This window comes from Endozoicomonas sp. ONNA2 (assembly GCF_024606365.1).
Lineage (GTDB): Bacteria > Pseudomonadota > Gammaproteobacteria > Pseudomonadales > Endozoicomonadaceae > Endozoicomonas.
The window spans coordinates 1-12,862 of record NZ_JAHHPO010001079.1 but is presented as its reverse complement, the minus strand read 5'-3'; the positions used below and the strand labels follow the sequence as shown (position 1 = coordinate 12,862).

The window sequence follows — 12,862 nt, the reverse complement described above, 5'->3', positions numbered from 1 at the left end:
CGACGTTTATTATAGCAGCTGATTCATGACGTACGATCAGTGGTAATCAGGAAAAGTAAAAAGTATTGAGCAGGCCGTCACTCTGGCGAAAACACTGTGAGCCTCTGTTACTACTGTTCTGGTAAGGTCAACGGGCCAGCCCTGGTGTTACTGCATGGGTTTCTGGGCAGTGCAAACGACTGGAACTCCCTGCTGGCACTGCTGAAAGACGACTATTATTTGATTACTGTTGATCTGCCGGGGCATGGCTCAAGTCAGTGGCTGGAGGAGGATGTCCGTGGAGCTGAATATTTTTGTCATCGCCTGGAGCAGACGGTTCAAGCAATTGAACAGGTAGAAGGCATTAGTCTGAAAAGGTTCAGCCTGCTGGGCTATTCACTGGGAGGGCGTCTGGCCATGGCGTATACCCTTACTTTCCCGGAGCGAGTTGCGACGCTATCACTGGAAGGAGCACACCCGGGGCTAATCCATGAGCAGGAAAGACATGCGCGTTATCAGTCAGACCGGCAATGGGCCAGACGCTTTATTGACGAGCCACTGGCGGATGTTCTTTTAGACTGGTATCAACAGCCGGTTTTTTCTGACCTGAATGGTAGCCAGATTCGCTCTTTGATTGATGAGCGATCAAAAGGCAGAGGTTCGATTCTGGCGAACGCCCTGATGGCATACAGTTTATCGAAGCAGCCAAATTATCATCGGGCACTGGGTCAGCTCAGAGCCGGTTCACCACTTTCCCCGTGTGTTCATTATTTTTATGGTGCCAATGATCACAAGTTTGGTCGGATTGGACAGCATTTGCTGACCGGGCAGGTAATTCATGGTGTCCACCCTGTGACCGGGTGTGGACATAATGTTCATCGGGAGCAACCCGGGGCCATGGCCCTGTTGCTCAGAGAGCTCCTGGAGAGCTATAAGGAGTTGGATATGGGCAAGCAGCTGGATTCAGGTGTGATCTGGGAAAGCCTCAGTGGTGATTATCAGGACATTCTTTATCATCAGGCCGAAGGGATGGCCAAAATTACCATTAACCGTCCGGAAAAGCGTAATGCCTTTCGACCACAGACCATTGTCGAAATCCAGAAGGCTCTGGAGTCGGCCCGTTTTGACAAGTCGGTGGGGGTGGTGATTCTCACCGGTGCTGGAGAGCTGGCTTTCTGCTCCGGCGGTGATCAGAGCGTTCGCGGCGATTCAGGCTACAAGGATGATAAGGGGACACATCATCTGAATGTCCTTGATCTGCAACGTCAGATCAGGACCTGTCCAAAGCCGGTGATTGCCATGGTTGCCGGTTATGCCATCGGCGGAGGTCATGTGCTGCACCTGGTCTGTGATCTGACTATTGCGGCGGATAATGCCCGGTTTGGTCAGACAGGCCCGAAAGTAGGCTCATTCGATGGTGGTTTTGGTGCCAGCTATCTGGCCCGTATTGTTGGTCAGAAAAAAGCCCGGGAAATCTGGTTTCTCTGCCGTCAGTACGATGCGAAACAAGCTGAAGCTATGGGGCTGGTTAATACCGTTGTGCCTCTGGCAGAGCTGGAGCGAACAACCGTAGAATGGTGTCGTGAGATTTTGCAGCATTCCCCTCTGGCGATTCGTTGTCTGAAATCCGCCATGAATGCTGACTGCGATGGTCAAACCGGTCTTCAGGAACTGGCGGGTAATGCGACTCTGCTATTCTATATGAGCGCAGAGGCACAGGAGGGACGTGATGCTTTCCTGGAAAAACGTCCGCCGGATTTCAGCCGCTTTGGTCGTAATGCCTGAAGTTAACCCGGATATTTCATCAACGTGCTCCCGATCTCGCTTGTCCTTTGCCGCTCTGAGGGAGTTTTGCCCGATCGACCGTACGCCCGGTGCTCCCTCACAAAATCCCATAGAGCGACAGAGCCCTCGGCTTTGATAGAGCCCCCGGTTTTTTGGCATCCTGCGTCGCCCAGGCTTATGTGGTCGTGCGCGAGATTCGGGGCAGTTTATGAAATATCCGGGTTAACAGATCTATGAACGACTGTAAGGCTGATATCCTGGGGTATCGGCTGCCGTTAAAACAACCATTATTGCTGAAGCACACCTGCCTGAATAAGCGGGAAGGATTGATTTTGCGATTGCGTACCGGTGACCGGTGTGGCTATGGCGAAATAGCCCCACTGCCAGGGTTTAGCCGCGAAAGTCTTGCCGACGCTGAAAAACAGCTTAAGGTATTCTGTTGGGCAGTTAATAATGGCAAGCCATTCTCTTTCAGTGATCTGGAAAACGGTGCCTTGTTCACCGATATTCTGCGGTTACCGTCAGTGCTATTTGGTGTTGAATCGGCCCTGTGGTGGTGGCAACAGGACCATTGGCTTGTCTCGCCAGAAACCGGGCCGCTATTGCAAGGCTCTACCGAAGATATTCTCCACCGGCTCGCTCAGTGGTCGGGAAACTGGCCGACAGAGTTCAAGCTGAAGATAGGACGGGACTCTATTGAAAGCGACTGCGATAGAATCAACGCTGTCCTGCAGGCTTTGCCGAAGCCGGTAAATGTCAGGTTGGATGCCAATCAGCAATGGTCATTGGATCAGGCCTTCACGGTCGCTGCGTCTATTGATGTAGAGCGAGTTGCTTTTGTTGAAGAGCCAACCGCTCATGTGGCTGAATTTTCAAGACTCTACGAGCAGACCGGGCTTCGCTTTGCCCTGGATGAAACTGTCCAGAATCCACAATACCGTCTACGACCCATGCACGGTCTGGCTGCCGTGGTGATCAAGCCGACGCTGGTGGGCGGTTTGGCCCGTTGCCGACAGCTGGTGACAATGGGCAGAAGTCTCGGTGTCAGAACTGTGTTCAGCTCGTCTTATGAGTCATCCATTGGTTTGCACATCCTGGCCCAGCTCAGCGCCCAGTGGACACCAGAGGAGCTGCCGGGCCTGGATACTCCATCGGTTTTTATCGATAGCCTGACCTCTGAAAAGATTATTGCCGGTCAGCCGGTTGCCTTTAATACTGCTTTTGTCAGTGATACAGATGCATGGCAGAACACTATCGATGAGAACGATTTTCCCCTGATGAGAACGATCTTCCCCTGATGAAAACGAACTTCCCCGAATTGCCATGCTGTCCATTACGCCATCAAGCCATTCATCATTCCTCCTGTACAGCGATTCAGCTGGAGCAGGGCGGTATCACTTTTCGGTTGCTGGATGAATTGGTGGATCAGTGTTGTCGTGTATATCGGGATAAGGGGATGAGCGTGGGCAACCGTCTTCTGTTTGTCACCGGCAAACCACTGGATACGGTGATCGTTGCTCTGGCCTGTCTGCGTTCCCAGTGGATTTTCTGCCCGGTAAACCCGGCCTTGCCAGAAGCGCAACAGTTAACCTATCGTGATCGGATTGGTGCCAGTCTGGTGGCAGACAGTGCGGGCATCGGTTTTCATCGACCCATTCCGGCACCACGATCAGCGAGCAGCCTTTCCTCCATTGAGATCGCTTCTGAAGCGGTTTACAACCTGATCGTCTCCTCTGGAACGACGGGCATCCCAAAGGCGGTAGCGCACAGCTATCAAAATCATTATTTCAGTGCCCTGGGCTCAATGCATGCCTTGCCATTAACCTATGGAGATACCTGGCTGTTATCCTTGCCGCTGTTTCATGTGGGCGGACTGGCCATTGTTATGCGTTGCCTGTTGGCCGGTATCACAATGGTGCTGTCTGAACGTCGGTTGCCGTTGAATGATATGTTGGCCAGACAGCGATTGACGCACCTTTCCCTGGTGAATACCCAATTGTTCAGGCTGATTCAGTCCGGGTTGTCACTCTATGATTCGGGCGTACGTTATATTCTGCTGGGCGGTGGCGTTGCTTCTCCCAGGCTGGTGCAGGCGGTAAAAGCACAGGGGGTCACTGTTCTGACCACCTATGGCCTGACTGAGATGACTTCCCAGGTTTGTACAGCAGAACCCTTGTTTACCAGTAGTGGGGTGACTTCCGGAGTGGTATTGCCATGGCGTGAGGTCCGACTGACCGGGGAAGGTGAAATTCAGGTGCGCGGAGAAACGCTGGCAAAGGGGGTTTTTCAACATGGCGAAGTGATGCCATTGCCGATTAACGGTGGCTGGTTTAATACCGGTGACAAAGGACGCTGGTACGGTGACCAGTTACAGATATGTGGTCGCATGGATAATATGTTGATCTCAGGGGGGGAGAATATTCATCCGGAAGAAATTGAGCAAGCTTTGCTGACCCTCCCGGAAATTGTCCAGGCTGTAGTCGTTGCCATGAAGGATCCCGAGTACGGGCAGCGCCCTGTTGCTTACGTTCAGACTGTGGACGGTACCTTGAATGAAGCATATACAAAAGAGAGGCTGGCAGGCAAGATAGCCAAATTCAAAGTACCAGTGTATGTTCGTTTATTTCCTGAGCAGATAGCAGAATCAGGGATCAAGATTAACCGGCGTTTTTTTCAGGCACTTTTGGAATAATACGACAATATAGGTGTATTTCTTACAGACGCTGCCCGCTGCCCGCAAATGCACAAGTGGTTCCAGCTTTTTGGGCAGCGGGCGGCGAGATGTTCCCGGACTGAATGAAATAATGAAGTTATTCCGGGTCAATTCCTGAAAGAGAGTACCGCACTGGGAACGTGATATAAATCTCCATGGCTTTGCGTTGTTGCCTCTTGCTATCAGCGCATAACCCCCTGTGATTTAATAACCTCGCCATTTCAATAAGGTGCTTTTTGTTGAATGAAAACCGGAGGCAATCACCTGGACTCGATTGTGCTGGGCGACTCATGTGGTCGATACCAGCCATAAGCTTTGATACGGCTTTAAATGTTCTGAGGTATAGGACTTACTGACAGGCAGGTCAAACCAGCCCCGAAATTTTTCTGCATTAATGTTCATATGAGTTGTCGTCAGATTATGAATAGCAATCAGGCTTCTGTCCGTTTTTGGCTCAGTCCTTGAAAAAGCAAGAACACCCGGTGCATACCGAGCATAATAATCTGTGAGCAGAGAAAGCGTTGTGCTTGCCAGTGATCTTCACCCCGGCGTGTGCCTTTCATGGCGTCAAATAGAGAGATATTGATTTCATAAGGCTTTTTGCTTTGATCCTGAAGCGTGCGCATGCTGACGAATCCGCCGAAACGATGCATGCTGTCCACCAGTTCAGAGATGTCACTGTCGGGGACAAGCCCTTCAAGGGGGCGTAAGCCAATGCCATCATGGGATGCGGTAAGGCGGGATTAACCTGCAGATAATCAATGATGGAAAATCCATCATCAGAACTGTAGGGAAAATAAGGCAGTATGTGGACAGTGGAGATCAGCTGCCGGATATGCTTGCCAAGGAATTCACTGAGCACTTTAAGGGGCGGTTTCCCATGCCCTGTGAGGCTGTCACCATAAGTGATCAGGTAGATATCCTGCTCTGACCAGGGGGCAAAATCTTTCGGCTCATGGTTGTTCAGAAAATGCTCAACCCGGGATACTGGCTAGCTCATCAGATTGTTCACCATAAGGAGTGCGAAGGAGCCTTGATAGCGACTGATGAAATGACGCAAAGATAGAGGGATAGCTCTGCAAAATATCTCTCCTGAAATAGCAGCATTATGGAGTTCTGATTCACTTTCTTTATATCAGCAGCATGAGTTATGCCATGTGATATTGTTTATTGACTCCGTCGAAGTGAAATCATCCCGACCTGCAATTTTGCAATACCCGAATTCAGGATATATCAATTAAAAACACCGAACTATTTTTGGGAATAGCGGTCAGAGATTAGATAGGTGGTTATCCGAGAATAGCGCCTGCCCGGGCTAGCCCGTAGCGAGGATAGAAGAAAATTGAAGTTAAAAATTCGGTTTTGCGAGTGGATAGATAGTGAGGCTATTTGCCGAAAAAGGTGGATTGTCAGAGCAATTTTTTGCCACCGCAACAGGGAAGTCTTTCTCGGACAGCCTCCCGGGGTGATTATCTGCAAGCTCCGGTTAATTGCCCTGTTTGCGTGCCTTGATTTGTAGTACGACCCTCAATCCCAGGAAGAAAAAATGAACGTCACATCACAAGTATCAACCGGTTTGCCAAATGCTGAGGCTGACATTGAATCCGCTCCTCCAGCCTATGATCTGGTCGTTCCCCGCAGCTCAGGCATGGTCAGGCTAGTCACGGAACAACTGAGTCAAATCAAACTTTCCCAAGGTGCTCAAGAAGAGGAGGAGGCTGTTAAAACGTTGTTTAATTATCTGGTATCTGAATATCCCGGAACTGTCAATATTAGAGAGCCAATCAGTAATAACCAGTTAGCGGACGTTAGTCACGAGGACTTCTTTAAAAGATTTATCCTTCAGGTTACCCACCGATCCCCGGTGTTGGAATTTCAGGAGGTCAACAGCCGAGATGAATTAGAGCAATCAGAACATGATTTAACACATTTCTATGATGTAGATAATTGTGTAGACATCAAAATCTGTAAAACACCTGCAGTCATTGAAAGTGTGAAAGCACTGGTTGGCAGTTATTCTTATCCTTGGATTAGTGTAATAATAGATGAACCTATGAACCGTCAACGCGCATGGGGTAGACATTCCGCTCTGCTCAAGAAGGATTTTTTCATTGCGGCCGAAGGGGTTGACTTGGGAAATAAACCACATGACCTTGCGATAAAGTTATTAAAAAAAGCAAATGCAAGTACCGACTACTCACCGCTTTTCTTTTTTCGCAAGGACAGCCGCCACAATGGGAAGTTAATAATCTGTACCTCTACTGACCCTGACCCCAATAGGATAATGGGTCTAAGCATTAAGTCTTCCGATACTCCCTAAAGTTAGAGGAGGTTCCACCAAGGCATTCGGGATCAGTTCCACTAGTAAGTATTTGGCCAAATGGATCGAATATTTCTGGCTAAGTGGTCAGTTACTATGCAAGTCGGAACCTGTCATTGCAAAATGCCTCTCCCGATATATAAACAGTCTGTTGTTCACGCTCTTTACACTTTTGAAATGAGCGGATGTGTAACATTGGCATGGATTCTGCGCTGAATTAACGCATTCGTGATAAACGGAGTTATTAAATGATTGCAAAATGTCTCTTTCCTGTTGCCGGTTATGGCACACGATTTTTGCCAGCCACCAAATCCATGCCCAAAGAGATGCTGCCCATTGTTGATAAGCCGCTGATACAATACGCGGTGGAAGAGGCGATGGAGGCAGGATTAACGGATCTTGGTTTTGTTAATGGCAGGAATAAGCGGGCAATACCGGATCACTTCGATATTAACTATGAACTGGAGGCGGAGATTGTCGGCAGCGGCAAGGAGGAGAAACTCTCTTCGATCCGGGATGTAATGGCGGCCGGCACCTTCTCCTATACCCGGCAGAATCAGATGCTGGGGCTTGGCCATGCCATTGCCTGTGGCAAGCACTGATTGACGATCAGCCCTTTGGTGTCATTCTGGCGGATGACCTGTGTGTCAATGATAAAGGGCCATCGCTGATGGCCCGGCTGGTCAATCTCTACAAGCAGTTTCGATGCACAATTCTTTCCGTTCAGGAAGTGCCAGCGGCAGAAACCGAAAAATACGGGGTGATTGCCGGGGAGGTCCTGGATGAGCATTTGATTCGGGTGACCGATATGGTGGAGAAGCCTGCACCTTCTGACGCCCCCGGTAATCTGGCAGTAATTGGCCGTTACGTTCTGACCCCCGATATTTTTGACATTATCACCAAAACCGAGGCGGGGAAAAACGGTGAGGTACAACTGACAGACGCCATTTTGTCTCAGGCCAGCAGTGGCTGTGTGATTGCCTGTAAATTTCAGGGCAGGCGATTTGACTGTGGCAGTATCGGTGGTTTTGTCGAGGCCACCAATGCCATTTATCAACAGCGTTTTGGCTGAGCGGATGGTTTATTGATGGCAGTAATGGCAGTAAAAGCGCCGAGGTTGCTGGTTTTTACCGATCTTGATGGTTCCCTTCTGGACCATGATCATTATGGCTGGGCTGCCGCCCAACCGGCTCTGGAATTACTGGGCGAGCGTGAAATACCGGTTGTTTTTAATACCGGCAAGACGTTGGAAGAGGTACTTGTTATTCAGCGACAGATGGGTATTGATCAGCCATTTATTACTGAAAATGGCATGGTGAGGAATTGTCTTTTAATAAGTTCCCGATTTCCGTTCACCCTGAGCTTGTCGAAAGGTCGTGCCACCGAACTTCGACAAGCTCAGTCCGAACGGAGTCAGGCAACGAAAAAATAGGGAAGTTATTTCCAGACAACTCCTGACCACGATTCCGGCGGGTTATTTCCGGGATGCCTGCGAAACCGAACGTACCCACTTTTTCCACGGTCAGCCTTATCGCAGCATACGGCGAATTTTAGCCAGTATCCGGCGTCAGCATGGTTTTTGCTTTACCGGCTTTGGTGATCTGACTGAAAAACAGGTGGCAGAAATGACCGGGTTGTCAACCGATGCGGCCGGTAAGGCCATGGCCCGAAAGGCCAGTGAGCCGTTGATCTGGCGTGATGGTGATGCACATCTGCGGGAGTTTGTCCGGTTGCTTGGTGCAGAAGGACTGCATCTGACCAGGGGGGGCGTTTTTATCATGTCTCCGGGAAAGGCGATAAGGGACTGGCTTTGCAGGCGTTGCTGAACAGGTATCAGCAAGAGTATCCGCAACAGACCTTGCAAACCTGCGTGCTTGGCGATGGGAGTGTGTTTAACGATATCCGGATTCCCGGCGACTGGGGGCTGGAGATTGGCGTGTTGTCAGAGGTTAAGCGCAATTACTCCAGCAAGCGGCTCTGTCAGGTGGATATTGCGGATATTTATGATCATAAGCATCAGCCGCTGTCTGAAGGTGATGTCAGTCGCGGGCTGTCGAAAATGAGCCATGACATCATCAAGGCCATTTTTCGCAAGCTGGCCACCAATGGTGTCCAGTTTAATACCGAGACCTTCAGGACCATCAAGGCGACTTACTACCGGGTGGCCCTGAACTTTATCGAATCCTATTATGATGATGCCATGATCAACGGTTTGCATGTGGATCGTGACAGTGAGGAACGGGCGGTTGAGTTGTTTGCCAGGAATATTATGGAAGCCGGTCAGCATTTCCTGGAAAACCCCATGGAACGTCCCTTTATTCCCAGCTGGAACCGGGTGATGTCTGCTGTGCCGGATATTTTGGAGCGGCTTTATGATGCGGTGGAAGAAGATAACCAGTGTTTCAGCTGATGGCAGTAGCTGATGGCAGAAGCTGATGACAGAAAAAGTTTCGAAAATGGTCCGGATATGGTATAAACCGGCGCTTGAATTCGATATGCGATTTCAAGTTGGGGTGCATTGTGGACAGCCTCCCGGGCTGGGTAACATGGACTCCTTCATATTTAACGTTGATAAAAGATCTCACATTCACCGACACATGGTTCCGGGTGCCAGTATTGCAATCCGTTATACGGGTCACAAGCTGGTCGAACACATGGGGTGTCTGGAGGCATAACCCTGAATCAGGAGATTCCCATGACTCAAGTCACTATGCGTGACATGCTCAAGGCTGGCGTGCATTTCGGTCACCAGACCCGCTACTGGAACCCGAAGATGAACAAGTTCATCTTTGGTGCACGCAACCGAATTCATATCATTAATCTCGAGCACACCCTGCCTGCCTTTAATGGCGCCCTGCAGTTCATTGGCAAACTGGCTGAAGGCAAGAACAAGGTTCTGTTTGTTGGTACCAAGCGTGCTGCCGGCAAGATCATCCGTGAAGAAGCCAGCCGCTGTGGCATGCCTTACGTTGATCACCGCTGGCTCGGTGGTATGCTGACCAACTACAAGACCATTCGCCAGTCCATCAAGCGTCTGCGTGATCTTGAAAGCCAGCGTGACGACGGTACCTTTGAAAAGCTGACCAAGAAAGAAGCGCTGATGCGCAGCCGTGATCTGGAAAAACTGGATCGCAGTCTGGGGGGTATCAAGGACATGGGCAGTCTGCCGGACGCGCTGTTCGTTATCGACGTTGAGCATGAGCGCATTGCCATTCAGGAAGCCAACAAGCTGGGCATTCCGGTGATTGGTATCGTTGATACCAACTCCAGCCCTGAAGGTGTGGACTACATCATTCCGGGTAACGACGATGCGATTCGTGCTATCCAGCTGTACCTGAAGGCTGCTGCCGATGTGATTCTGGAAGGTCGTACCCGTGCCAGCACGGGTGCTGAAGACGAGTTCGTGGAAGTCGAAGAGTCTTCTCTGGCTGAAGCTTCTGTGGCTGAAGCTCCAGTGGCTGAGGAAGCTCCCAAGTCTGAAAAAGCGGAAGGCTCTGAAGAAGCCTGAGGCTCAGGGCAGTATCTGGCCAGGCTGGTCTTTTGACTGGATGATTTACCTTGGGATTGTCCTGCAGTAACAGATGCTGTTTACCGATTCTGGAAAATAGTAAGGGGGCTTTGCCCCCTTTTTTCCGATGTACAGATAACCACTCTTTTATGCCATTGTCAGTGGCATAAAAAGAACGTCAATTTGCGAGGAATAACCATGGCAGCTATTAGTGCAGCACTGGTAAAAGAACTGCGTGAGCGTACTGGCCTGGGCATGATGGAGTGCAAAAAAGCACTGGTTGAAGCACAGGGTGATATTGAAGTTGCAATCGAAGAGATGCGTAAGTCCGGTCAGGCAAAAGCCGCCAAGAAAGCCGGCCGTATTGCTGCAGAAGGTATTGTAGCGGTTAAAGTGGCCGACGATGCCGGCTTTGGCGTTCTGGTTGAAGTCAACAGTGAAACTGACTTCGTCGCCCGTGATGATAACTTCCTGAACTTCGTTCAGCAGGTCATTGACACTGCCTTTTCCCGAAAGGAAACAGACGTTAACGCGCTGATGGCAGGCGAACTGGAAGAGGCCCGTCAGGCGCTGGTTCAGAAGATCGGTGAGAATATCGGTGTCCGTCGTATCGCTATGGTTGAAGGGGGCGTGATAGGTTCATACGTTCACGGTAACAACCGTATCGCCGTTCTGACCAAACTGGAAGGTGGTGATACCGGACTGGCCCGCGACATTGCCATGCACGTTGCAGCGGTTAACCCACAGGTGGTTAACAAGGAAGACATGCCGGTTGAGTTGGTAGAAAAAGAGAAAGAGATCTTCAAGGCCCAGGCGGAACAGTCCGGCAAGCCTGCCAACATCATTGAGAAGATGATTGAAGGTCGTATCAGCAAGTTCCTGGCAGAAAGCAGTCTTGTTGAACAGCCATTTGTCAAGGATCCTGATACCACTGTTGGTGCCCTGGCCAGCAAAGCCGGCGCTACTGTAACCAGCTTCGTACGTTATGAGGTGGGAGAAGGTATCGAGAAAGAAGAAGTGGACTTTGCTGCTGAAGTCCGCGCTCAGGCAGGACTGTGATAAAAGGCCAGCCCCCCGGGGCTGGCCTTTTCATGTTTGTCCATAATTTAGCCAACCAGACTCGGAAACTGAACATGCCGGCAAGTGATAGTCAACCGAAATACAAACGTATACTGCTGAAGCTCAGCGGTGAAGCCCTCCAGGGTGCGGGTGAGTTTGGTATTGATCCCAGGGTCCTGGATCGAATGGCCCTGGAGATTGGTCAGTTAGTAGGGATCGGTGTACAGGTTGGCATCGTTATTGGTGGTGGAAACCTCTTTCGTGGTGCAGCCCTCAGTGCTGCAGGCCTGGACCGGGTAACCGGTGATTACATGGGGATGTTGGCTACGGTGATGAATGCCCTTGCCATGCGTGATGCCCTTGAACGGTCCAATATCAATACCCGGGTGATGTCTGCCATTCCCATGAGTGGTGTTGTTGAGCACTATGACCATCGCCGTGCCATGAGGTATCTTAACTCTGGGGATGTGGTTATTTTTTCTGCCGGTACCGGGAATCCATTTTTTACCACCGACTCAGCAGCCTGTCTGCGGGGCATTGAGGTGGGCGTTGATGTTGTCCTCAAGGCCACCAAGGTTGACGGTGTCTATGATAAAGATCCGGTAAAGCATGCTGATGCGGTTAAATTTGATCAGCTGACCTATGATGATGTTCTGGAGCGAAAGCTGGGTGTTATGGATTTAACGGCGATTTGCCTGGTGCGCGATCAGCAGATGCCGGTTCGGGTGTTTAATATGAACAAGTCCGGCGCTCTGTTGAATCTTGTGGTTGGCGGTAACGAAGGAACACTGGTAAACGGGGGTTAATGATGATCGATGAGATTAAAGATGATGCCAAAGAGCGTATGGGTAAAACCATTGAATCGTTGACGGTTGCCTTCAACAAGATTCGTACCGGTCGGGCCCATCCCAGTCTTCTTGATAGCATCAAGGTTTCTTACTACGGCTCAGAAACACCGCTGAGTCAGATGGCTAACATTTCTGTTGAAGACGGTCGTACGCTTGCCGTACGTGTCTGGGAAAGGCAAATTGTGCCTGATGTTGAAAAGGCGATCCTGAAGTCTGACCTGGGGCTGAACCCTTCTACTGCCGGCGAAGTTATTCGTATTCCCCTGCCACCGCTGACCGAAGAGACCCGCAAGGGTTATATTCGTCAGGCCCGCCAGGATGCGGAAAATGCCCGCATTGCCATCCGCAATATTCGCCGTGATGCACTGGCTGATATCAAGGAGCTGGAGAAGGAAAAAGAGATCAGTGAAGACGACGAACGTCGTGGTCAGGATGATGTCCAGAAGCTGACGGATCAGTTTATTGCTGAAGTTGATAAGAATCTTTCTGCCAAGGAAGAGGATTTAATGGCGATCTGATAGCTGACTGAATTGGTTTGTGGCTATTGCCTTGCCCGGGAGCCCGCCGGACAATGAGGCAGATGGGCAAGGGCAGGTCTGACACTCCCCGCCCTATCGGGCGAGGGTTCTTGATCGCTCAAGAACGTTTCT

The 12,862-nt window shown here is 50.4% G+C and carries 12 protein-coding genes and 3 pseudogenes; 14 read left to right on the top strand and 1 reads right to left on the bottom strand.

Annotation, left to right across the window (positions count from 1 at the left end):
• Nucleotides 1–96: 96 nt before the first annotated feature.
• From menH to menE, 4 genes and pseudogenes are all read left to right on the top strand, one after another.
• Nucleotides 97–891: pseudogene (menH, locus tag KDK14_RS19320) on the top strand (2-succinyl-6-hydroxy-2,4-cyclohexadiene-1-carboxylate synthase); the annotation flags it as partial.
• A gap of 33 nt (nucleotides 892–924) precedes the next feature.
• Nucleotides 925–1,764 carry a 1,4-dihydroxy-2-naphthoyl-CoA synthase gene (gene menB / locus KDK14_RS19315; protein ID WP_257266841.1) on the top strand — a complete coding sequence of 280 codons (840 nt, stop codon included), beginning with the start codon at nucleotides 925–927 and terminating at the stop codon, nucleotides 1,762–1,764.
• A gap of 233 nt (nucleotides 1,765–1,997) precedes the next feature.
• Nucleotides 1,998–3,062: an o-succinylbenzoate synthase gene (menC, locus tag KDK14_RS19310; protein ID WP_257266839.1), complete on the top strand. Its 1,065-nt coding sequence runs from the start codon at nucleotides 1,998–2,000 to the stop codon at nucleotides 3,060–3,062.
• A complete protein-coding gene (gene menE / locus KDK14_RS19305) occupies nucleotides 3,062–4,456 on the top strand; it encodes an o-succinylbenzoate--CoA ligase (RefSeq protein ID WP_257266838.1) in 1,395 nt (464 codons plus the stop codon). The genes menC and menE overlap by 1 nt, the downstream gene beginning before the upstream one ends.
• Nucleotides 4,457–4,908: 452 nt before the next feature.
• On the opposite strand, the gene KDK14_RS19300 is transcribed toward menE, so the two are convergent.
• Complete coding sequence (locus KDK14_RS19300; protein WP_306671625.1) at nucleotides 4,909–5,130, bottom strand: hypothetical protein; 222 nt, start codon at nucleotides 5,128–5,130, stop codon at nucleotides 4,909–4,911.
• Between the two features lie 155 nt (nucleotides 5,131–5,285).
• On the opposite strand from KDK14_RS19300, the gene KDK14_RS19295 reads away from it, so the two are divergent.
• From KDK14_RS19295 to frr, 10 genes and pseudogenes are all read left to right on the top strand, one after another.
• Nucleotides 5,286–5,408, top strand: a complete 123-nt coding sequence (locus KDK14_RS19295) for a hypothetical protein (RefSeq protein WP_257266837.1) — start codon at nucleotides 5,286–5,288, stop codon at nucleotides 5,406–5,408.
• 615 nt (nucleotides 5,409–6,023) lie between these two features.
• On the top strand, nucleotides 6,024–6,797 hold the full coding sequence (locus KDK14_RS19290; protein ID WP_257266836.1) for a hypothetical protein: 774 nt from the start codon (nucleotides 6,024–6,026) through the stop codon (nucleotides 6,795–6,797).
• Between the two features lie 248 nt (nucleotides 6,798–7,045).
• Nucleotides 7,046–7,869: pseudogene (gene galU, locus KDK14_RS19285) on the top strand (UTP--glucose-1-phosphate uridylyltransferase GalU).
• Nucleotides 7,870–7,884: 15 nt separating this feature from the next.
• Complete coding sequence (locus KDK14_RS19280) at nucleotides 7,885–8,229, top strand: HAD hydrolase family protein (protein WP_257266835.1); 345 nt, start codon at nucleotides 7,885–7,887, stop codon at nucleotides 8,227–8,229.
• Nucleotides 8,174–8,623, top strand: coding sequence for a hypothetical protein (locus KDK14_RS19275; RefSeq protein WP_257266834.1), 450 nt, complete (start codon nucleotides 8,174–8,176; stop codon nucleotides 8,621–8,623). The genes KDK14_RS19280 and KDK14_RS19275 overlap by 56 nt, the downstream gene beginning before the upstream one ends.
• 62 nt (nucleotides 8,624–8,685) lie before the next feature.
• Nucleotides 8,686–9,207: pseudogene (locus KDK14_RS19270) on the top strand (glycosyl transferase); the annotation flags it as partial.
• Nucleotides 9,208–9,492: 285 nt separating this feature from the next.
• The gene (gene rpsB, locus KDK14_RS19265) at nucleotides 9,493–10,305 is read left to right on the top strand and encodes a 30S ribosomal protein S2 (RefSeq protein ID WP_257266833.1); all 813 of its coding nucleotides are present in this window, start codon (nucleotides 9,493–9,495) and stop codon (nucleotides 10,303–10,305) included.
• Nucleotides 10,306–10,503: 198 nt separating this feature from the next.
• Nucleotides 10,504–11,364, top strand: coding sequence for a translation elongation factor Ts (gene tsf / locus KDK14_RS19260; protein ID WP_257266831.1), 861 nt, complete (start codon nucleotides 10,504–10,506; stop codon nucleotides 11,362–11,364).
• A gap of 74 nt (nucleotides 11,365–11,438) precedes the next feature.
• A complete protein-coding gene (gene pyrH, locus KDK14_RS19255) occupies nucleotides 11,439–12,170 on the top strand; it encodes a UMP kinase (protein ID WP_257266830.1) in 732 nt (243 codons plus the stop codon).
• Between the two features lie 2 nt (nucleotides 12,171–12,172).
• Nucleotides 12,173–12,730, top strand: a complete 558-nt coding sequence (frr, locus tag KDK14_RS19250) for a ribosome recycling factor (protein ID WP_257266840.1) — start codon at nucleotides 12,173–12,175, stop codon at nucleotides 12,728–12,730.
• The last annotated feature ends 132 nt before the right edge of the window (nucleotides 12,731–12,862 follow it).